25 protein-coding genes are annotated in these 20,544 nt (G+C 39.9%); 14 read left to right on the forward strand and 11 right to left on the reverse strand.

What is annotated here, in order from left to right; translation table 11 throughout:
• Positions 1 to 22: 22 nt before the first annotated feature.
• The 3 genes from SCI76_RS24165 to SCI76_RS24175 form a co-directional block, all read right to left on the reverse strand.
• Positions 23 to 1,402: a PepSY domain-containing protein gene (locus tag SCI76_RS24165; RefSeq protein WP_168761021.1), complete on the reverse strand. Its 1,380-nt coding sequence runs from the start codon at positions 1,400 to 1,402 to the stop codon at positions 23 to 25.
• 134 nt (positions 1,403 to 1,536) lie between these two features.
• Positions 1,537 to 2,178, reverse strand: coding sequence for a response regulator transcription factor (locus SCI76_RS24170; protein WP_033580507.1), 642 nt, complete (start codon positions 2,176 to 2,178; stop codon positions 1,537 to 1,539).
• Positions 2,179 to 3,000 (reverse strand): sensor histidine kinase, encoded by an 822-nt coding sequence (locus SCI76_RS24175; RefSeq protein ID WP_028414492.1) that lies wholly within the window; start codon positions 2,998 to 3,000, stop codon positions 2,179 to 2,181.
• A 202-nt stretch (positions 3,001 to 3,202) separates the two neighbouring features.
• Here SCI76_RS24175 and SCI76_RS24180 point away from each other — a divergent pair, with 202 nt between their 5' ends.
• Both SCI76_RS24180 and SCI76_RS24185 read left to right on the forward strand, forming a co-directional pair.
• Complete coding sequence (locus tag SCI76_RS24180; RefSeq protein WP_168761020.1) at positions 3,203 to 4,036, forward strand: AraC family transcriptional regulator; 834 nt, start codon at positions 3,203 to 3,205, stop codon at positions 4,034 to 4,036.
• A gap of 27 nt (positions 4,037 to 4,063) precedes the next feature.
• Positions 4,064 to 4,693 carry a LysE family translocator gene (locus SCI76_RS24185; protein WP_048018916.1) on the forward strand — a complete coding sequence of 210 codons (630 nt, stop codon included), beginning with the start codon at positions 4,064 to 4,066 and terminating at the stop codon, positions 4,691 to 4,693.
• A gap of 378 nt (positions 4,694 to 5,071) precedes the next feature.
• Here SCI76_RS24185 and SCI76_RS24190 read toward each other — a convergent pair whose 3' ends face one another.
• A complete protein-coding gene (locus SCI76_RS24190; protein ID WP_033580509.1) occupies positions 5,072 to 5,434 on the reverse strand; it encodes a hypothetical protein in 363 nt (120 codons plus the stop codon).
• Positions 5,435 to 5,637: 203 nt separating this feature from the next.
• Between SCI76_RS24190 and SCI76_RS24195 the strand changes: the two genes are divergently transcribed.
• Genes SCI76_RS24195 through cotJC form a run of 3 tightly spaced genes read left to right on the forward strand, consistent with a single transcriptional unit; the run spans position 5,638 to position 6,734 of the window.
• A complete protein-coding gene (locus SCI76_RS24195) occupies positions 5,638 to 5,886 on the forward strand; it encodes a spore coat associated protein CotJA (protein WP_033580510.1) in 249 nt (82 codons plus the stop codon).
• Positions 5,883 to 6,143, forward strand: a complete 261-nt coding sequence (locus SCI76_RS24200) for a spore coat protein CotJB (RefSeq protein ID WP_025751042.1) — start codon at positions 5,883 to 5,885, stop codon at positions 6,141 to 6,143. Before SCI76_RS24195 ends, SCI76_RS24200 begins: the two co-directional genes overlap by 4 nt.
• 21 nt (positions 6,144 to 6,164) lie before the next feature.
• On the forward strand, positions 6,165 to 6,734 hold the full coding sequence (gene cotJC / locus SCI76_RS24205) for a spore coat protein CotJC (protein ID WP_025751043.1): 570 nt from the start codon (positions 6,165 to 6,167) through the stop codon (positions 6,732 to 6,734).
• 69 nt (positions 6,735 to 6,803) lie between these two features.
• On the opposite strand, the gene SCI76_RS24210 is transcribed toward cotJC, so the two are convergent.
• The gene (locus SCI76_RS24210) at positions 6,804 to 7,172 is read right to left on the reverse strand and encodes a nuclear transport factor 2 family protein (RefSeq protein WP_394531916.1); all 369 of its coding nucleotides are present in this window, start codon (positions 7,170 to 7,172) and stop codon (positions 6,804 to 6,806) included.
• A 303-nt stretch (positions 7,173 to 7,475) separates the two neighbouring features.
• On the opposite strand from SCI76_RS24210, the gene SCI76_RS24215 reads away from it, so the two are divergent.
• Together SCI76_RS24215 and SCI76_RS24220 are read left to right on the forward strand one after the other, a co-directional pair.
• Positions 7,476 to 8,054, forward strand: a complete 579-nt coding sequence (locus SCI76_RS24215; RefSeq protein ID WP_028414486.1) for a TetR/AcrR family transcriptional regulator — start codon at positions 7,476 to 7,478, stop codon at positions 8,052 to 8,054.
• Positions 8,055 to 8,080: 26 nt separating this feature from the next.
• A complete protein-coding gene (locus tag SCI76_RS24220; RefSeq protein ID WP_407544592.1) occupies positions 8,081 to 11,230 on the forward strand; it encodes a bifunctional cytochrome P450/NADPH--P450 reductase in 3,150 nt (1,049 codons plus the stop codon).
• A 71-nt stretch (positions 11,231 to 11,301) separates the two neighbouring features.
• On the opposite strand, the gene SCI76_RS24225 is transcribed toward SCI76_RS24220, so the two are convergent.
• Positions 11,302 to 12,237, reverse strand: coding sequence for a YafY family protein (locus SCI76_RS24225; protein ID WP_063247367.1), 936 nt, complete (start codon positions 12,235 to 12,237; stop codon positions 11,302 to 11,304).
• Positions 12,238 to 12,328: 91 nt separating this feature from the next.
• Here SCI76_RS24225 and SCI76_RS24230 point away from each other — a divergent pair, with 91 nt between their 5' ends.
• Entirely contained in the window at positions 12,329 to 12,847 is a 519-nt protein-coding gene (locus SCI76_RS24230; protein WP_063247366.1) for a dihydrofolate reductase family protein, read from the forward strand.
• A gap of 89 nt (positions 12,848 to 12,936) precedes the next feature.
• A complete protein-coding gene (locus SCI76_RS24235; RefSeq protein ID WP_013083968.1) occupies positions 12,937 to 13,377 on the forward strand; it encodes a cell wall hydrolase in 441 nt (146 codons plus the stop codon).
• Between the two features lie 141 nt (positions 13,378 to 13,518).
• On the opposite strand, the gene SCI76_RS24240 is transcribed toward SCI76_RS24235, so the two are convergent.
• Positions 13,519 to 14,043 (reverse strand): hypothetical protein, encoded by a 525-nt coding sequence (locus SCI76_RS24240; RefSeq protein WP_033580515.1) that lies wholly within the window; start codon positions 14,041 to 14,043, stop codon positions 13,519 to 13,521.
• 141 nt (positions 14,044 to 14,184) lie between these two features.
• On the reverse strand, positions 14,185 to 14,313 hold the full coding sequence (locus SCI76_RS24245) for a hypothetical protein (RefSeq protein WP_255219776.1): 129 nt from the start codon (positions 14,311 to 14,313) through the stop codon (positions 14,185 to 14,187).
• 446 nt (positions 14,314 to 14,759) lie between these two features.
• Between SCI76_RS24245 and SCI76_RS24250 the strand changes: the two genes are divergently transcribed.
• Complete coding sequence (locus SCI76_RS24250; protein ID WP_063247365.1) at positions 14,760 to 15,584, forward strand: radical SAM protein; 825 nt, start codon at positions 14,760 to 14,762, stop codon at positions 15,582 to 15,584.
• A 37-nt stretch (positions 15,585 to 15,621) separates the two neighbouring features.
• Here the strand turns inward: SCI76_RS24250 and SCI76_RS24255 are convergent, their stop codons facing one another.
• Together SCI76_RS24255 and SCI76_RS24260 are read right to left on the reverse strand one after the other, a co-directional pair.
• Positions 15,622 to 16,005, reverse strand: a complete 384-nt coding sequence (locus SCI76_RS24255; RefSeq protein WP_028414480.1) for a nuclear transport factor 2 family protein — start codon at positions 16,003 to 16,005, stop codon at positions 15,622 to 15,624.
• Positions 16,006 to 16,023: 18 nt separating this feature from the next.
• Positions 16,024 to 16,503, reverse strand: coding sequence for an Rrf2 family transcriptional regulator (locus SCI76_RS24260; protein ID WP_045294225.1), 480 nt, complete (start codon positions 16,501 to 16,503; stop codon positions 16,024 to 16,026).
• 160 nt (positions 16,504 to 16,663) lie between these two features.
• On the opposite strand from SCI76_RS24260, the gene SCI76_RS24265 reads away from it, so the two are divergent.
• Both SCI76_RS24265 and SCI76_RS24270 read left to right on the forward strand, forming a co-directional pair.
• Positions 16,664 to 17,647 carry a LacI family DNA-binding transcriptional regulator gene (locus SCI76_RS24265; RefSeq protein ID WP_028414479.1) on the forward strand — a complete coding sequence of 328 codons (984 nt, stop codon included), beginning with the start codon at positions 16,664 to 16,666 and terminating at the stop codon, positions 17,645 to 17,647.
• A 272-nt stretch (positions 17,648 to 17,919) separates the two neighbouring features.
• Positions 17,920 to 18,603 carry a TerC family protein gene (locus SCI76_RS24270; RefSeq protein WP_028414478.1) on the forward strand — a complete coding sequence of 228 codons (684 nt, stop codon included), beginning with the start codon at positions 17,920 to 17,922 and terminating at the stop codon, positions 18,601 to 18,603.
• A 38-nt stretch (positions 18,604 to 18,641) separates the two neighbouring features.
• Here SCI76_RS24270 and SCI76_RS24275 read toward each other — a convergent pair whose 3' ends face one another.
• Complete coding sequence (locus SCI76_RS24275; protein ID WP_048018925.1) at positions 18,642 to 19,193, reverse strand: helix-turn-helix domain-containing protein; 552 nt, start codon at positions 19,191 to 19,193, stop codon at positions 18,642 to 18,644.
• A 95-nt stretch (positions 19,194 to 19,288) separates the two neighbouring features.
• Between SCI76_RS24275 and SCI76_RS24280 the strand changes: the two genes are divergently transcribed.
• Both SCI76_RS24280 and SCI76_RS24285 read left to right on the forward strand, forming a co-directional pair.
• On the forward strand, positions 19,289 to 20,014 hold the full coding sequence (locus SCI76_RS24280) for an AzlC family ABC transporter permease (RefSeq protein ID WP_033580524.1): 726 nt from the start codon (positions 19,289 to 19,291) through the stop codon (positions 20,012 to 20,014).
• Positions 20,011 to 20,340, forward strand: a complete 330-nt coding sequence (locus SCI76_RS24285; RefSeq protein ID WP_048018926.1) for an AzlD domain-containing protein — start codon at positions 20,011 to 20,013, stop codon at positions 20,338 to 20,340. The genes SCI76_RS24280 and SCI76_RS24285 overlap by 4 nt, the downstream gene beginning before the upstream one ends.
• Positions 20,341 to 20,544: the final 204 nt, after the last annotated feature.

Here is a 20,544-nt window from a genome sequence, read left to right on the forward strand (position 1 = left end):
GCACCTCACATCGTTTCATCAATCATGCGTTTAAAAATCGCTTCAATGCTGGAATTCGTTTGATAACAAAAAAATCTAAAAGCCACACGATAATCAAAGACAGTCCGACTAAAGGAAAGAGGATACCAAACACGACGATTATACACGTCACGATTCGCATTGCATTTCCTTCAGGAACTTTAGGAGCCCCCATGTTTTTAGCTGGTTTTCGTTTCCACCACAGTAAGGCTCCGCTGATAGCGATACCAGCAATTCCGATACAAATAATAAGGCCCATAAGCTGATTGATAAATCCAAACTGTGTGCCTTTATGAAGCGTAATACCAAGCGCAATCAATTTGCCCATAAATCCATAGTTGTCGTACCGATAATCGGCTAACACAGCTCCGGTATATTGATCAAGGTGAATGGTTGCTTCATCTTGAGCTCTTGGTGAAAAAACGGAGAGCGTATACACACCTTGAGCGTCGTGCGGAATAGAAATGGTGTAGCCGTCGTGCATATGCTGTTCTCTTGCAATACCTACAATGTCATCAAGCGATACTTTTGTATATTGTGAAGCTGTGGAGCTTGGCACTTCTAACGTTTCAGCTCCCCAAGGCACGTCCGCAACATCTTTTGTTTGCACGGTTGAAGTAGGAGCACTGCCTACCCAAACAGACGGAGGATACCCAACACCTGCGTTTGTGGCGACTTGCTGAAACGCATTGCCCCACAGTCCTGACCACGGAAGTCCCGTTAGTACAAGAAAAAGCATCCCGGCTGAAATCCAAAAGGCCGGTACTGCATGAAGGTCACGTATCAGTACATTTTTACCTTTTGAAAAACGAGGAATCAGCACGCCTTTTATTTTGTCTTTTTTGCGCGGCCACCATAAAAAAGCGCCGGTTACAATTAAGACAATTGCCCAGCAGGCCGCAAGTTCTACGATACGATCACCTGCTGTTCCCGCCATCAGCTCTCCGTGAAATTCTTCAATTTGATTCATCAAGCGACTGGAATCATCTACTTTTCCTATGATGTGACCATTGTGAGGGTTAACAAACATCGTATATGTATGGTCTTTTAATGAAATTCCTACTTCTGAAGAACGAGTAGAGCGATCACTGGGCTTATACGTCAACACATCAGCGTCTGGATACTTTTCCTTTACAGCCTGTACTTGTGCTGAAGGGGATACGGACTGTGACTGAGCTTGTACATGATAGAAGTCGTGATACAGTTTTTCTTCAATTTGAGGCTTGAATAAATACATCCCGCCCGTAACAGCTAATATAAGAAGAAACGGAGTAAACATTAAACCTGCATAAAAATGCCAGCGCCATATGGCTTTGTATAGACCTTGAGAACGCGCCGTGCTTTTTTTCGTTGTACTTGCTGATTCTTCGCGCTTTTCCTGCATCGTTTTTTCCTCCTTTTTACTAACTAACGTGCTTTTATTATAGAAGGAAAGGGAGAATTAGCCATCACCCCTGAGAGTGATTGTTGGGGTTTATAAGAGGAAGGGGGTAATAAAAAAACAGCTCGTGAAAGCTGTTAGTTCATTAAGCCATTTTGAAACGCATAGCTTGTCAGCTGCACGCGGTTTTCTAAATGAAGCTTACTTAAAATATTTTTCAAATGGCTTTTTACCGTGTGTTCAGAAATAAATAACTGCGCCGAGATATCGCGGTTTGACAGCCCTTTAGCCACTAATTGAAGCACTTCAAGCTCCCGTGCAGAAAGGGGAGTGTCTGGCTTTGTAATCGATGTTTCCTGCGGAAACTCTTTTAAAATTTGAAACGCAATTTCTTTTGACATAGGAACTTCATCTAAAGCGAACGCACGCAAATAGTCGTACCACACTTCAGACTGCAGGTTTTTTAACAAATAGCCCTGGGCGCCTTTTTTCAGCGCATCAAACAAATCCGTAATATCGTCTGAAACCGTGATGACCACAATTTTAACATACGGAAACTGAAGCTTAATTTGTTTTGTGGCTTCTAATCCATTCATCACAGGCATTTTAATATCCATTAGCACAATGTCAGGCATTAATTTTTCGGTTAGTTCGATTGCTTCCTGCCCGTTGGTTCCTTCGCCAACAATCATAAAATCTTCATATTCTTCTAAAATATCGCGAATGCCTTCTCTTGCGTGAGCGTGATCATCTACAATCAAAATACGAAACGGCTGCATTTACGTAACCTCCTTTTTAATACTAACAATGGTCTGGTTCTGTTTTCGTTGAATGGAAAAGTCCCAGTTCATATCTTTGGCACGATCTTTCATAATTTGCAGGCCAAGACCGGCCTTAAGAGATTCAGAGGTGAAACCTATACCGAAATCTGTAATTTCACAAATCCATCCGCCTGCCGTTTCACCGGCTGTAATCCAGATTTTATTTGTTTTTGCATGTTTAATGACGTTCATAGCAGCTTCTTTCACACAGGCAAACAGCTCATTTTTTTCTTTTCTCGAAAGCGTTGTTTCTGACAGTCTCCAATCTAAATTGACATCTAGTAAATGAGTATGTGTTAAATCATCGACGTATTGATGAATGCTTTCAGTCCAGCTTTCTGAAGAGTCTGAAGGAGAGTGCTTTAAATTTGTAATCGCTTGGCGCGTATCGTCATGAACATGCTGCAGAGTTTGCTTCATTCGGATAAAATCAGGATCCTGCTCTAAGTTGTTTTTTCTTCCAAACTTGTTCATTTTAACAGATAGGAGAAACAGCGACTGCGCAATGCCGTCATGCAGTTCACGAGCTAATTTTTCACGCTCAATAAGCGCAGCTTTCTTTTCTTTTTCTTGCCTTAGTTCCTCTTGCATTTTTTCTAAAATAGAAAATAAATAGCGGACAAACACAAGCGTTACAAAAAAGACAAGCAGCGGAGAAAGAACATTTCCCATGTCCATTGAGATGTAAGGGAGCAAAAAGGCATGGCGAACATACTCCCAAAGTGCGATGGTCAGAGTTGGAAGAAGCAAAATCAGCCATTTAATTTGTCTATATTTCACGGTATCCCTTCTTTCATCCATAAAATGTGTCTATATTTTATCATTTGAGCGGAAAATTACTAGAGGAAAGAAGAGAAATCACTCTTAGGGGTGAGTGGATAAAGTGAATAAAGAAAATCTTATCTGCAATATCATACAAGAAAAATTCTCGAGTCAATGGTATGGTTAAAAAGCTTAAGATGTGACAAGGAGTGATTTATTAATGGCAAAAGAAATTCGGACAGCGCACGTTGACGCTGATTTACATATTGAAGCTTACCGTTTTAAAGGAATTATGCAAAAGTTTCCTGCTCATTTTCACGAGTATTATGTGATTGGATTTATTGAAGAAGGTCAGCGTCATTTAATTTGCCAAGGCAAAGAATACATCATTAATCCAGGCGATTTGCTGCTGTTTAATCCGTATGATGTTCATAGCTGTGAACAAATAGACGGCAAAACACTTGATTATCGCTGTATTAACGTAACGCCAGACGCGATGAAAAAAGCTGTTTTTGACATTAACGGCAGTGAAAGTCTTCCGCGTTTTAACAGCAATGTGGTACAAAGAAGTGAGGCTGTCTCTAGTTTAAAAGAGCTTCATTTGCAAATTTTAAATGGTGAACATGAGTTTAAGAAAGAAGAGTTATTTTTATATTTGCTAGAAGAACTCATGCACGATCATTCAAACCTTTCCTTTTTTTCGTCAGCTGCTGACACGTCTTATGAAATCAAAACAATCTGCAGCTATTTGGAAGACAACTATACAAACAAGATCACGCTGGATGAATTAAGTCAGCTAATTGGATGGAGCAAATACCGGCTGCTGCGCTCTTTTACAAAGCAAAAAGGAATCTCTCCATACAGCTATTTAGAAACAGTTCGAATCAATCAGGCTAAAAAGCTTCTAGAACAGGGACAAAAACCGATTGACGTCTCCTTTTTAACTGGATTCAGTGATCAAAGTCATTTGACTCGATTTTTTAAAAGTCAGGTGGGGCTAACGCCAAAACAATACATGAAAATCTTTGAAAGTGAAAAGAAAACAGAATGCTAGTAATAGCTTAAAAAGGAGAGAAGAGCTGTGGATCATTTAGCTGCTTATATGCTGATGGCGCTGGTTATGTCAATGATACCTGGTGCTGATACGATTCTTATCATGAAAAATACGCTTCATCACGGAGCAAAAGCAGGACGTTTTACCATACTCGGCATGGCTACAGGCCTCACGTTTTGGACGTTAATTGCTGTGCTTGGCTTGTCTGTTGCTATCGCGCAGTCGGTGTATCTGTTCAACACCATTAAATATATAGGTGCCGCGTATTTATTTTACTTAGGTATCAGGGTATTTCTGACAAAAAATACGCTCTCATTGGAGCACATTTCAGAAGAAGAAAAAGCTGTTAAGCCTTCATCTAATCACGCCTATAAAGAATCATACATACAGGGAGCTCTTAGTAATTTTCTTAACCCTAAAACGGTATTGGTTTATATTACATTCATGCCACAGTTTATCAACTTGGATGCTCACACGAATCAGCAGCTGCTTATGCTTGGTTTTATTCTTACCCTCATAGCGGTAAGTTGGTTTTTAATCTTAGTGTATGTAGTAGATTACGTGAAAAAATGGCTTAAAAAACCGATGTTTCAAAAAGCTTTTCAGAGATGCAGCGGAGTGCTGCTGATTGGTTTTGGAATAAGAACAATCGTGTAATAGTAGCTAGTAAGCAAAAAAGAGGCTGGGATAAAAATATGTTAGTTGAAGGAAGATCCGAATGAGTTTGATTCTTGATGGAGAATCAAACTCGTTCGGATTTTTTATTAGTATGGTGAACATAGCCTTCGTATATTTATTCAGTTATTTCTAGCTGTTGATTGGAGGGCAAGGCGAAGACTCCTGCGGGAAAAGCGGAACAGGTGAGACCCCGTAGAAGCGCAAGCGACGAGGAGGCTCACCGGCCGCCCGCGGAAAGCGAAGCCATGCACGGAAATCAACAGCAGTGTAACAAGCCACCGATACTAGTTCATGTATTCATTTTATCGTCTTTAAATTGTATTGATTTAGCTATATCTCAATCTCTTTTCTTAACGTTTAAAAACACGTAAACGAAACAATTTGTCGTGTATCGACACCGAAAATGGTCCAAAAACGTCCGTTCCATCTAAATCCTGCAACCGATCGCGGTCCTACAAAAATAGGGAAATACCAGAAGCTAGAGCCGTTTCTAAGCCATATGAACGTATTGCGGAATAGACAAAGAGAAATGGCTCCTGGGTCAACAGCAAATGGAGTTGCCGTTTGCTGAGCTGGAATAAATGCCGGCGGAGGGGAAGTTGGAGCTTGCTGCGGGTCAGGTGTAGGTAAACCGCCTGGTGGTCTAGGTGGACCGGGCGGGAGTTGAGGTCCAGGAAATCGTGCTGGGTAAAAATAAAAATCCATGTAATTAATGTCCATTTTTTAAGCACCTCTATTTTCTTAATCACTATTTTATAAAGTATGAGAAAGCTGCCTAAAGGGATTGGGCAACTATAGCTTTTTTTACATAGGTCTTTTTTATGAAGAAAAGTTTGGTTCTTAAGTCGGGAATGAATTCCTTCATGAACTCGATAAAAACTGAATAGGATAAAACAGAGTGTGTTTTTAGAGGAGGACTTTTCATGGATAACAATCCAAAAAAGATGTTTACACCGGTTAAGACCTATCAACCTTTCCACAGTATCTATGATCCGTGCCGGCCGATAGGAGTTAAATATTATTCTACGCCGCCTCAATTATACATGGGATTTCAGCCCGCGAATCTGCAGCAGTTTTCACCGAAAGAAGCGCTAAAAAAAGGAACGCTGTGGCCGGCTTTTTGGGACTACTATGAAAATCCATACAAAGATAAGAAGAGGGATGAAGAATGAAAAAACTACCTCCGGAGTACTATCAGGATTTAGAAGAAATACAGGCGATTGATTTTGCACTTGTAGAATTAACGCTGTATTTAGATACCCATCCAAATGACCAGCAGGCTATGCAGCAGTTTAACGAATACGCGCAGCAGGCTATGCAGTTAAAAAGAAACTTTGAAACAAAGTACGGGCCGCTCCAGCAGTATGGAAACAGCTATACCGACGGGAAGTGGAGCTGGGGAACAAGCCCTTGGCCATGGCAAATATAAGCAGATAAAGGCGGGGACTATATGTGGGTGTATGAAAAGAAATTGCAGTATCCAGTTAAAGTAAGTACGTGTAATCCAACGCTTGCCAAATATTTAATGGAACAGTACGGGGGAGCGGACGGAGAACTTGCAGCTGCACTTCGTTATTTGAATCAGCGCTATACCATTCCCGATAAAGTTGTTGGACTGCTAAACGATATCGGGACAGAAGAGTTTGCTCATCTTGAAATGATTGCGACGATGATTTATAAGCTAACAAAAGATGCAACGCCGGAGCAGCTGAAGGCAGCTGGATTGACAGAACACTATGTAAACCATGATAGTGCACTTTATTACAATAATGCTGCTGGCGTTCCGTTTACCGCTACGTATATACAGGCAAAAGGAGATCCGATTGCAGATCTTTATGAAGACATAGCGGCAGAAGAAAAAGCAAGAGCTACATATCAATGGTTAATTGATATATCAGATGATCCTGATTTAAACGACAGCTTACGATTTTTACGAGAAAGAGAGATTGTTCATTCACAGCGTTTCCGTGAGGCCGTGGAGATTTTAAAAGATGACAGAGACAGGAAGAAAATCTTTTAACTAGCAAAAAACATCCCTCTTTGCGAATGCAAATGAAAGGAGGGATGTTTTTTATTATGGCAGCGTTGATTATGCGCTAGAACTGCAGTGACAAGAAACAACCTTTAATGTTCCTTCAACATCTTTCCAAATTCGCGTATAGCAGTATTCGCCTCCAATAGATTCACCAGTTGCCAGCGACCCATTTAACGCTACTTTTGTAACCGTAACGGCAAGTTCTTGAAACATTTTAATTTCTTGTTCCAACACTTCGATGCCCGCTATATCAAGACTTTTTGAACGATGAGCATTTATATCTTGCTCTTTTGACAACCATTGCCCAAAGTGATTCACAAAAATAAGCTCATCTGAAAGTAATTCTTCTAATAACTCTACGTTATTAGAAAGCATGGCTGAGCGAAGCATTTCTTCGTATTCTATCACTCTTGCTTGGTTCATTTTTAATCCTCCTTTACGCCTTGTGTAACCCTTTTCTATTTCCACCTTACTTTTCCTTTAAACTTCTTCCTTTAATAGGTTGTGTTAAATTATGTTAATCAAGGGGATAAGTGGACTAATTTTCTGTAAGCATAAAATATTCTGAAAGACTCCATTATTTACCTTTAAATGGTATAAAATTAGATTGAAAGAACCTTTTCTTTCCACTTGTCTGGTTATCTTTTTACTATTAAGAAGCAGTTTTTTATACTTGTAATTGTAGCGGAATGAACGTTCATTCCGTCTTTGGAAAGAGGTGATAAAGTGGAATCTACTCCAACAAAACAAAAAGCGATTTTTTCTGCTTCGCTTCTGCTGTTTGCAGAAAGAGGATTTGATGCAACAACGATGCCAATGATTGCAGAAAATGCCAAAGTAGGAGCAGGAACAATTTATCGCTACTTTAAAAATAAAGAAAGCCTTGTAAATGAATTATTTCAACAGCATGTAAACGAGTTTTTACAGTGTATTGAAAGCGGCCTGGCTAACGAAAGAGAAGGATATCGAGATGGATTTCATCATATCTTTGAAGGTATGGTGACATTCACTAAAAATCATCCTCGTGCGCTTGGCTTTATTAAAACTCATAGTCAAGGAGCTTTTTTAACAGAAGAGAGTCGCTTAGCCTATCAAAAGCTGGTGGAATTTGTTTGCACGTTCTTCAGAGAAGGACAAAAGCAAGGCATTATTAGAAACCTTCCTGAAAATGCGCTCATTGCTATTTTATTTGGAAGCTTTATGGAAGTATATGAAATGATTGAAAATGACTATTTATCTTTAACTGATGAACTTCTTGCCGGCGTAGAAGAGAGTCTGTGGGCAGCACTTAGCAGACAATCATGAAACTTAACAAGTGAAAGAGGGATAACATGACAATTAAAGAAATGCCTCAGCCAAAAACATTTGGAGAGCTTAAAAACTTACCGTTATTAAACACAGATAAACCGATTCAAACGCTGATGAAAATTGCAGATGAATTAGGGGAAATCTTTAAATTTGAAGCGCCTGGACGTGTGACGCGCTACTTATCCAGTCAGCGTCTAATTAAAGAAGCATGCGATGAATCCCGCTTTGATAAAAACTTAAGTCAAGCGCTTAAATTTGTGCGTGATTTTGCAGGAGACGGTTTATTTACAAGCTGGACGCACGAAAAAAACTGGAAAAAAGCGCATAATATCTTACTTCCAAGCTTCAGTCAGCAAGCGATGAAAGGCTATCACGCGATGATGGTCGATATCGCCGTGCAGCTTATTCAAAAGTGGGAGCGTCTAAATGCAGATGAGCATATTGAAGTACCGGAAGATATGACGCGCTTAACGCTTGATACAATCGGTCTTTGCGGCTTTAATTACCGCTTTAACAGCTTTTATCGCGATCAGCCGCACCCGTTTATTACAAGTATGGTTCGTGCACTGGACGAAGCGATGAACAAGCTGCAGCGAGCAAATCCAGATGATCCTGCCTACGATGAAAATAAGCGTCAGTTTCAAGAAGATATTAAGGTGATGAACGATCTAGTAGATAAAATTATCGCAGATCGCAAGGCAAGCGGTGAACAAAGCGATGATTTATTAACGCATATGCTAAACGGAAAAGACCCAGAAACAGGTGAGCCGCTTGATGATGAGAACATTCGCTATCAAATTATTACGTTCTTAATTGCGGGACACGAAACAACAAGTGGTCTTTTATCATTTGCGCTGTATTTCTTAGTGAAAAATCCACATGTATTACAAAAAGCAGCAGCAGAAGCAGCACGAGTTTTAGTAGATCCTGTTCCAAGCTATAAACAAGTGAAACAGCTTAAATACGTCGGCATGGTCTTAAACGAAGCGCTGCGCTTATGGCCGACAGCTCCTGCATTTTCTCTATATGCAAAAGAGGATACGGTGCTTGGAGGAGAATATCCGTTAGAAAAAGGCGATGAACTGATGGTTCTAATTCCTCAGCTTCACCGTGATAAAACGATTTGGGGAGACGATGTGGAAGAGTTCCGCCCAGAGCGTTTTGAAAATCCAAGCGCGATTCCGCAGCATGCGTTTAAACCGTTTGGAAACGGTCAGCGTGCGTGTATCGGTCAGCAGTTCGCTCTTCATGAAGCAACGCTTGTACTTGGTATGATGCTAAAACATTTTGATTTTGAAGATCATACAAACTACGAGATGGATATTAAAGAAACTTTAACGTTAAAACCTGAAGGCTTTGTTGTAAAAGCAAAATCAAAAAAAATTCCGCTTGGTGGCATTCCTTCACCTAGCACGGAACAGCCTGCTAAAAAAGCATGCAAAAAGGTAGAGAACGCTCATAATACGCCGCTGCTTGTGTTATACGGTTCAAATATGGGAACAGCTGAAGGAACGGCGAGGGATTTAGCAGATATTGCGATGAGCAAAGGATTCGCACCTCAGGTTGCAACGCTTGATTCCCATGCAGGAAATCTTCCGCGTGAAGGAGCTGTTTTAATTGTAACGGCTTCTTATAACGGACATCCGCCTGATAACGCAAAGCAGTTTGTCGACTGGTTAGACCAAGCGTCTGCTGATGAAGTCGAAGGCGTTCGCTACTCCGTATTTGGATGCGGCGATAAAAACTGGGCTACTACGTATCAAAAAGTGCCTGCTTTTATCGATGAAACGCTTGCAGCTAAAGGGGCAGAAAACATAGCTGAACGCGGCGAAGCAGATGCAAGCGACGACTTTGAAGGCACATACGAAGAATGGCGTGAACATATGTGGAGTGACGTAGCAGCTTACTTTAACCTCGACATAGAAAACAGTGAAGATAATAAATCTACGCTTTCACTTCAATTTGTCGACAGCGCTGCGGACATGCCGCTTGCGAAAATGCACGGTGCTTTTTCGGCGAACGTTGTAGCAAGCAAAGAACTACAAAAACCAGGCAGTGAACGAAGCACGCGTCATCTTGAAATTGAGCTTCCAAAAGAAGTTTCTTATCAAGAAGGAGATCATTTAGGTATTATTCCTCGCAACTATGAAGGAATAGTAAATCGTGTAACGACACGGTTCGGTCTAGATGCATCACAGCAAATCCGTTTGGAAGCTGAAGAAGAAAAATTAGCACATTTGCCACTCGGTAAAACCGTATCAGTAGAAGAGCTTCTGCAATATGTGGAGCTTCAAGATCCTGTTACGCGCACACAGCTTCGCGCAATGGCTGCTAAAACGGTCTGCCCGCCGCATAAAGTGGAGCTTGAAGCCTTGCTTGAAAAGCAACCGTACAAAGAAAAGGTGCTGGCAAAACGCTTGACAATGCTTGAACTGCTTGAAAAATATCCGGCGTGTGAAATGGAATTCAGCGAATTTATCGCTCTTCTTCCAAGCATGCGTCCGCGCTATTACTCCATTTCTTCATCACCTCGCGTCGATGAAAAACAAGCAAGCATCACGGTTAGCGTCGTCTCAGGAGAGGCGTGGAGCGGATATGGAGAATATAAAGGAATTGCGTCGAACTATCTTGCTGAGCTGCAAGAAGGAGATACAATTACGTGCTTTGTTTCCACACCGCAGTCAGGCTTTACGCTGCCAAAAGATCCTGAAACACCGATTATCATGGTCGGACCAGGAACAGGCGTCGCGCCGTTTAGAGGCTTTGTGCAGGCTCGCAAGCAGTTAAAAGAACAAGGACAGTCGCTTGGAGAAGCGCATTTATACTTTGGCTGCCGTTCACCTCATGAAGACTATCTGTATCAAGAAGAGCTTGAAAACGCACAAAATGAAGGTGTCATTACGCTTCATACCGCTTTTTCACGCGTACCAAATCAGCCGAAAACATACGTTCAGCATGTTATGAAACAAGACGGCACGAAATTGATTGAACTTCTTGATCAAGGAGCGCACTTCTATATTTGCGGAGACGGAAGCCAAATGGCACCTGACGTTGAAGCAACGCTTATTAAAAGCTATGCTGATGTTCATGAAGTAAGTGAAGCAGACGCTCGCTTATGGCTGCAGCAGCTAGAAGAAAAGGGCCGATACGCAAAAGACGTGTGGGCTGGGTAAATAAAAAATAACCTCCGCTATTTAGCGGAGGTTATTTTTTATAGCCAGATTGAGACATGACTAAACCCACCTCATTTATAGCGCCTTAGCGTTTCTTCTGCGTGACAGCAAATTTTTTCAATTAGCTCCTGAGGTTCTTCAATTAAAGCATGAGCACCTAAGTTATAGAAAAAAGAAGCCATGTAGTTTAATTCATTTCCATCAGTTATCGTATCGATATAGCCGCCCCCGTCTTCCGCTACCTTCACATGATTTTCAAGCCACGGAACGCCTTTACACTGACGAACGCCTTCGTGCGTCAAGGTTACTTTTAACGAAATCGGCTGTGAGTTTACCGGTTCTGTCTCAAGCCATTCTTTTAACGTAAGAGACATCTTTTCGTCTTTTTCTAAAACTTTTAACGAGTGAATACGATCTGCTCGAAACAATAATACTTTTTGCTTATCGCAGGAATAAGCAGGGCAGTACCACAAGCCGTTATGAGCATAAATGCCAAGGGGTTTGACTTCTTTTCTTGTTTGACCCGTCTTTGAATCATAAAGAAATTTAATATATTTTCCTGTAAGGCTTGCTTCTAGCAGCTCTTTTAAATAAGGAGTGTCTAAGTTTCTTTTAGGATTCCAAAACGCAATATGAGCACTTATTTTATCTACTTTTTTCTTCGTTTCTTCAGACAGGTACACATAAAATTTTTGAAGAGCCGCATGAATTTCTGCATCAAACGGAAGGTCATGATAATACTGCAGAGCTTGATAAGCAAAAAAGATCGAAATAGCTTCTTCTTCCGTAAACAAGATAGGAGGGAGAATACGGTTTTTTAACACTCTGTAACCACCGCTCCGTCCTTTTTCACTGTAAAGAGGCAGTCCTAATTCACTTAAGTCCAGCAAATAGCGCTGAACGGTCCGTACAGAAAGGCCAAATTCCTCCGCTAGTTCTTTTGCCGTAAACGTTCTTTTTGTATTAATAAACATAAGCATATCAACAAGCCGTCTAGACTTAGCCATTTATTTTCACCTTTTTTCTTTTAATATGACAAAAAGTGTCGTATTAAGATGATATCATACAGAAACAGTAAAGTTGAAAGGAGAAAAGGGAATGAAGAAAAAAATCGTCGTATATATTGCCGCAAGCTTAGACGGGTATATCGCAAGAGAAAACGGAGAAATTGACTGGCTAGAAAGTGTAGAAGGAGAGGGAGACAACGGCTACGAAGCGTTTTATCAAACGTGTGATGCGGTCGTTATGGGAAAGGCTACGTACGATCACGTGCTGAAGCTCACACCCGAGTTTCCGTATCTCGATAAAAAGTGCTACGTGTTTAGCCGCTCAGCTCAAGGAAAAGATCAGTATGTGGAGTTTATAAACGAAAGCGTGGCGTCATTTCTCCACAACCTCAATCAAGATACGAAAAAAATATGGCTGGTGGGAGGTGCTGATATTCTCGCTGATTTCTTAAAAGCAAAGAGGGTGGATGAATTTATTATATCGGTTATTCCCGTTTTGCTTGGAGATGGTATTCCATTGTTTAAGCCAGGAATTCCAGAAATGAACTTCAAGCTCACTAATATGAAGCAGTACGGACAAATTGCTCAGCTGTATTACAAAAGAGGATAAGCCTTTTGCGGAGCATTCAATTACTGTTATTTTAGGGACAATGACATCAAGACCGGCTTTTTTTCATAGTATATTTTTGGGGTGAAAAAATGCCAAGAGTAAATTATCGAGATTCAGACGTTGCTTTAATGGCAAGGATGATGAGAGCAGAAGCTGAAGGCGAAGGAAAACAAGGCATGCTGTATGTTGGAAATGTCATTGTAAATCGCCTTAAAGCAAACTGTTTAGATTTCAAGAATTTAAGATCCGTTCCGCAAGTTATTTATCAGGTGCAGGGAGGCAACTATTCGTTCGAGGCTGTTCAAAAAGGAAATGTATTTTATCAACGAGCAAGAGGTGTTGAAAAAAGGTTAGCCAAAAAGAATTTGGATTATTGGAGAGAACACCCGGGGAAATATGCACTGTGGTACTTTAATCCATCCGCTCCATGCCCTCCAACATGGTACGGTCAACCCGCTTCTGGTCAATACAAAAATCATTGCTACTATGAGCCAAAGCCTGGAACATGCGCTAGCGTTTATAACGGGTAGATAGCTTAGAAGATATGCTGCGCTTTGAGAGTCTGGCCTCAAATCCAAACCGTTAGCTGCAGGTGACAAGGTAATTCTTCTTCATATAATAAGAGAAAGCCCTCTTTTCATAAAGAGGGCTTTTGCTAATTGGTGCATGTCTCATTTTGCTTCAAATTTTATGTTTTTACCAGCTGCAAATTCGGATTGATCCTTCGCTTTTGTATCCTTTACCACCCAGGACGTCTTTACCTTAGCTGCTGCTAAAATATCTTTGATTTGCTTATCGGTTAAGCCTTTCGTATAAAGGACAAATTCCCTTGTATAGATGTTTTTGTTTTCTTGCTCTTCATCTGCACCGCTGCCAAACCAATATCTTGTTTGCTGATCGTCTTTCATGTTATTAAAAGCTTCTTTATAGTTAGGTAGCTTAACTTGAATATCCGACAGGTAGTTCGTACCGCGTAAAGTAAGAGTCATATGTACTTTGTGAAAATCTTTTTTAGAAGGGCCTGTTAACCCTGATGTTCCAACTTCACTAAATTCTTTTTTCGTCAGCGGTTTAACTGTAGTAGAAACAGAAACTTTTGGATCTGAATTATTTGTCACAACGTCTTCGGTACTGCAGGCACTTAAAATGAACAGCGTTAAAAGAGCATAAACTGCTCCCATCACTTTTTTCTTCATGCTCGTTCTCCTTTGTCATTAATAGATAATGGTACTCATTCGCCATGTTCATTATCTTTACCTTTATTTGTCTCAACGTCATGATTAATGAAGAAAAGTATAGAACAAAAAGAGAAATGCCGAGGCATTTCTCTTTTTGTTCTATGAGTCTGGATTAAGCGAAGTATGCGTATACTCCGGCATACGCTCTTCTTTTTCCGTTAGTTGAGTATCGGGGCTTTGCTGCTCTTGTGAAACAGGAGACAGCGTAGATTTTTGTTCATGATTCATGTTTGTCATTCCTCCTTCTATGAAGTGAGCTGTTAATCAAGTTTATACGTTTACTAATCTTGCTATTAATTTACGTTACATTGTAAAAAATATACAAATAAAACGTGCATAAATTAAAAAATAGTATAAAATACCATGATTATTTTTGTTTTAATACGGGTAGAGTTAAGTACATTACTTTTATCCATTGATGAATGAAAACACATACATAAAAAACAAAGGGAGTGGAGAAAGATGAGAAAAGAAGAGCAGCCGGTATTATCTGATTTTATTGAAAAGGACCAATTTGAGTTAAATTCATATTTAACCTCTTTACTTGAAACGACAAGTGAAAAAAAAGAAAATCAAAGTTGATGAGTTGAAAACATAGAGGGCTACTTTCCATGTGGAAAGTAGTTTTTTCATTTGTGAACTTGATATACTTATTGGACAAAGAGGTGAGAAAGATGAACCAAAAAGACGTGGTTTCGAAAAGTATTTTAACAAAAGCGACCGGCTTTTTGGCATCCGGTTATACTCATAGTTTAAATCCGTATGCTGGATGTACATTCTCCTGCAAATTTTGCTACGTGCGAGAACTGCCAATTCAGCGTTTTAAAGAAATGGAGTGGGGGACGTGGTTAGAGCTGAAAGTCAACGCAGCTGAAGTCTATCAAAAAGAAATACAAAAACTGCGAAAAAAAGAGCAGCCGATGCGCATTTTTATGTCTTCAGCGACAGACCCCTATCAGCCGGCTGAGCGTAAAGCAGGCATCACGCGCGCCCTTTTAGAAACGATGATCAATCATCCACCTGATTTTTTATTGGTTCAAACCAGGTCTCCCCTTGTGACGAGAGATATTGATTTGCTTTTAGAACTTCAAAAAGTGTGTGATCTTCGCGTATCGATGACTGTTGAAACGGACCGAGAAGATGTAAAACAAATTTTTTCTCCTTATGCTCCGGGGATGAAACTTCGTATGAATGCGTTGAAAGAAGTAAAAGAAAGCGGAATTTCAACGCAAGTAGCCATTGCTCCAATGCTTCCTTTCACGCCTGAATTTCCTGAGAAAATAAAAGGAATGATGGACCGAATTTGCATTGATACCTTGTACTTAGGAGACGGTTCCTTAGGCAAAACGTCTAAAAGGCTAGGGATGCCAGAACTATTTGATCAGCACGGTTTCCTAGACTGGTATGACAAAGACATTCATATCAAAGCCATTCGTTATTTTGAAAAATTTTATCCTTCTTCGATGATTTATCTTTCTCAAGAAGGGTTTGCACCGTAAAAAAAGAAGGGCCTATATAGCCCTTCTTTTCTCCATATTAATTTTTATACGTATCAAACATGTTTGTGTCATCAGGTACGTTTTCTAAATAACTGATCTTCCCGTTTTTATCTAGCTTAGCAATATCTTTTCCTGTTTGAGTAAATACGCTGCCAGATGCACGTTTTCCGCATACTGCCCAAGGCGTTTCAAACATGTCCGTACCTTCAACTGCTTTCCAGCCTTCGAACATATGCTTAATATCAGCATTTTCTTTAAAAACCATTTTCACAAACAGCTTCCAGTTTTCAATGCCTTGCTTTTCGTGGCCGTTTAAGACAAATACGATATCGTCTGAAAAAAGGCTCACCAATTCTTCAAATGCTTGTTCGCTTGTACGTGATTGATCGAATAAATCAAAATATCTATTTAAGTTTTCCATGATAATCTCCTTTGGGTGCTACAGCACCATTTTTTCTTCTACAGTTGCTTTTAGCTTATCCAGGTTTTCTTTTGGACATTTTTTATGAATTTCATTTGTAAGCGTGGCAATGGTTTGCCGTTTTAAAATGGACTGCCACGAAGATTCGGCTTCTTCCATTAAATCGGATAATAAGCAAATATCTTTGTCTTTTAAATTAAGCATATCGTGAAAAATACCGCTTGATGAATAAAGAGACTGCTTGCCTTCAATGGCTACGTATACGTCATAAATACGAATTTCTTCCGGTGTTTTCTTTAAGCGAAATCCACCTTTGCTACCAGGAACGGAAGCAAGTAAATCAGCGCTAACCAGCTTGCGAAGAAGCTTTTGAAAATACGTAGGCGAACCCCCAAGCTGAGTGCTGATAACATCTCCTGGCAGCACAGCTTTTTCAGGTAAAAACGTAAGCAGCAAAATGGCATACACCGATTGCTCAACGCCTGTTTTCATATGCAAAAACATCATCTCCTGCCATATGTGTACAATGTGGATAATGATTATCCATGTTTAGGTTATCATACCGCTTATGAATCAAAAAGTAAAGCAGTTACTTAATATACACGCGATATTCGTGTATACTGTGAAAGAAGCAGCAACAAAATACGGAGATGAGAGAATGACAACTATTGCAGATATCGCTCGGCTTGCAGGAGTAGCAAAAAGCACTGTATCCCGCTACCTTAACGGAGGATCTGTGAGCGATGCGACGAAACGAAAAATTGAAGGAATTATTAAAGAAACAAACTATAGCCCAAATGCTTTTGCTCAAAGCTTAAAAGCAAAAAAAACAAATATCATCGGTGTCATTGTTCCTCGCATGGGTTCTTTTGCGACTTCCCGCACATTAGATGGTATTGACCAAGAACTTAGAGACCACCACTACCAAATGATTGTTTCCAATTCTAATCAAGATTTAGAAAGAGAAATTGAAAATATTTATACGCTGGCTAAGCAGAAGGTAGCCGGTATTATTTTGCTTGCCGTTCAGATTACAAAAGCTCATTTGGAAGCGTTCCGTACGATTTCAATTCCCGTTTTGCTAATTGGACAAGAGCATAAAGAAGTTCACAGTTTAATTCACCAAGATTACGAGGCTGCATGCGACATTGGAAGGTACATAGGGGAAAAAGGGCATAAAAAAATTGCTTTTTTAGGCGTAACTGAAAAAGACATAGCTGTAGGTGTAAAGAGAAAAGAAGGGGTAAAGCAAGGTCTTAAAGACAGCGATTGCGAGATCCGCTGTTATGAAACAAGCTTTAACATGAGCGATGCAATCGGAGCAGCTACGGCAGTGATGAAAGAATTTAACCCGTCCATGATTGTATGTGCGACCGATAACATTGCGCTTGGTACGTTAAAGGCAGCTTATTTAAACGGACTGCGCGTTCCTGAAGATGTATCCATTACGGGCTTTGGAGGCTATGAAATTACAGGTGTGATTCATCCGAGCTTAACAACCGTAAAATATTACTATAAAGAAGCGGGTCAAATGGGAGCACAGCGAATTATCAAGCTAGTTAACGGCGAAGAAGTTGAAAAGCTTACACTTTCAAACTATGAATTGATTGAAAGAGAAAGCGTTGACAATCGTTTTACATAAAAAATGATTGACAGAATGTAGGAGATGCTATAGTATGAATGGTGTAAATACAAACAAATAATTGAACGTATCTCCTAAAGGGGAGTAGCTTTAACAGCAAAGTCGTCATTACAGAGATTATCTCTCGGCTTTGTTGGCGACATTATGTTGTTAGCAAGACCTTTACCGCTTATTTGGTAAGGGTCTTTTTTGTATTCAATTATAAAAAAGGAGGAAAAGGCTCGGACATTTAGAGGAGAAACGTTACATAAAAAGAGAAGGTGGAGGTAACTATGGAGGAACTAATTGGCGTATCAGTGCAAGGTTTGCTGCAAATTATTTTTCTTGATTTAATTTTAAGCGGAGATAACGCGATTGTGATTGCAATGGCGGCTCGTAACGTACCAAAAGACTTACAAAAAAGAGCGATTTTAATTGGAACAGGCGGCGCGATTGGTCTTCGATTATTATTTGCGGCTATTATTGTCCCATTATTAAAAATTCCATTAATCGGAGCGGTCGGCGGCTTGATGCTAGTCTGGATCGCGTATAAATTATTAGCCGATAATCACGAACACGGCGATAACCCTCAAGGTGGAGCAACGGTATGGAGTGCGGTTAAAACGATTATTATCGCAGATGCGGTCATGTCATTAGATAACGTATTAGCTCTAGCTGGTGTAGCTCATGAATTTGTTCCAATTATGATTGGTGTATTAATTTCAATTCCGATTATTATTTGGGGAAGCAGCTTTATTATGAAAGCAATGGAAAAATTTCCGATTATCATTTACGCTGGAGCGGCGATGCTCGCATGGTCTGCTGGAAAAATGATTGTTGAAGATAAAATTATTGGTGGATTTGTTCCAAGTACAGCTTTACATCTTGCTGTTCAAGTTATCTTAACGATTGCAGTTGTAAGTATTGGATACATGAAAAACAAAAAAATGAAAAAAGAACAAGCCCACGCAGCTTAATAAAAAAAGAGCGTACGGATGATCCGTACGCTCTTTTTTCATGATTCGGGATAGTGCATAAGTAAAAAAAAGCTTGCTTCTTCTACAGATGAATTGATATAGCTGTGAGAGGTATTTCCTGAAAAATGCAGAGCGTCTCCTGAGACTAATTCATGTTCTTCACTTTCAAAACGAACCGTTAATTCTCCTTCTTTAATAAGTAAGTATTCATCTCCTAAGTGAGTTTTTGCTTCATGCACGCATCCGGGCTTTAATGTGACAATGTAAATTTCAAACTTTTTTTCCGGGTGATAAGGAAAAAAAGAATATACTAAGTAATCACCTTTGTTGTCCGTGATGGGATCTAGCTGTTTTATGCTTACTTTCTGCACATCCGGAGTGTCTTCTTTTATAAATACAGAAAAAGAGACTTGAAGGCCGTTCGCAATCTTCCAAAGCGTAGTAACTGTCGGACTGGATTTACCTTTTTCAATTTGTGCAAGCATTGCTTTGCTCACACCTGTTAATTCAGAAACTTGATCAAGCGTCAAATTTCGATTTTTTCGTAGTTTAACAAGATTTTTAGCAATAATATCTTGAATCGCGTCCATTGTTGTACTCCTTTAATGATTATAAAGATAGTATAACATACCGTTGTTTAATATAACGTATAGATGTATAATATAGCAGAAAAGGAGGGAGTACGGTGATCGCAGAAAAAGCAGTACAGCAGAGAGAAAAAGTGGATCTAACGTTCAGACAAGGGGCCAAGGACTGTGTCCCTACGCTACTCGGTTACATAAGCATAGGGCTTGCCGCCGGGATTGTCGGCGTGTCCTCGCATCTTTCCGTTATGGAAGTTACTTTATTATCAGCGCTCGTGTATGCCGGGGCTGCTCAGTTTATTATTTGTGCACTGATGGTTGCAAACAGTTCAATTTCAGCTATTATTCTCACAACATTCATCGTTAACTTACGACATTTTCTTTTGAGTGCTACGGTTGCGCCTAAATTTACAAAATATTCGTTATTAAAAAACGTCGGAATTGGAGCACTTCTGACGGATGAATCATTTGGAGTGTCTTCAAATAAAATTGCAAAAGGGGAGCCAATTAATGACCGCTGGATGAACGGATTAAATATAACGGCTTACGTCAGCTGGATTATCGCCTGTACGATGGGAGCCATTTTTGGGCATTTGCTATCTGACCCGGAAGCCTTTGGATTTGATTTTGCCTTAACGGCTATGTTTTTAGCTCTGCTTGTTTTACAAATCGAAAGCGTGTTACCTTCAAAACTTAATCATTATTTACGTTTAATTCTTTATATGGCGATTATTATGATTGTGCTGTCTTTTTTGGTACCTTCACATGTAGCTGTCTTAATTTCAACGATTATTGTAGCGACGATTGGGGTGGTGACGGATAAATGAGTATCCACTATTCAACACTTATCATTATTTTAGGGTGTGCCCTTGTTACCGTAGTTCCTCGTATTGTTCCGTTTTTAGTTGTGCGTAACATCGCGCTGCCAGAACCCGTATTAAAATGGCTGTCCTATATTCCTATTTGTATTTTAACAGCACTTGTTGTACAGAACTTTATCATTCAAACAAATGACAGTGTGAAAATTAACTGGCCCGTCATCATCGTAGTCATTCCGACCTTACTGATTGCGCTGAAAACAAAAAGTTTATCTCTCACCGTTATTAGCGGAGTTGGAATGATGGCGCTGCTTCGTTTTTTTCTTTTTTCATGAAAGCTCAAGTTATGCTCTTGAGCTTTTTTACTGTCTCCTTTACGCACGCTTTTTCATATAGTATGATAAGAGTGTAAATTAGAAGCCAATGAAAACTAAAATATAGATGAGGTGCTTTTATGAGCGGAGTAGTATCTAAATAGGAACAATTGAATGAAATAAATTAAATAAGCAAGACGGGTATTTTTTTGAGAGTAAAGGTAC

It is taken from the genome of Priestia sp. HNGD-A6, from assembly GCF_045784335.1.
Classification (GTDB): domain Bacteria; phylum Bacillota; class Bacilli; order Bacillales; family Bacillaceae_H; genus Priestia; species Priestia zanthoxyli.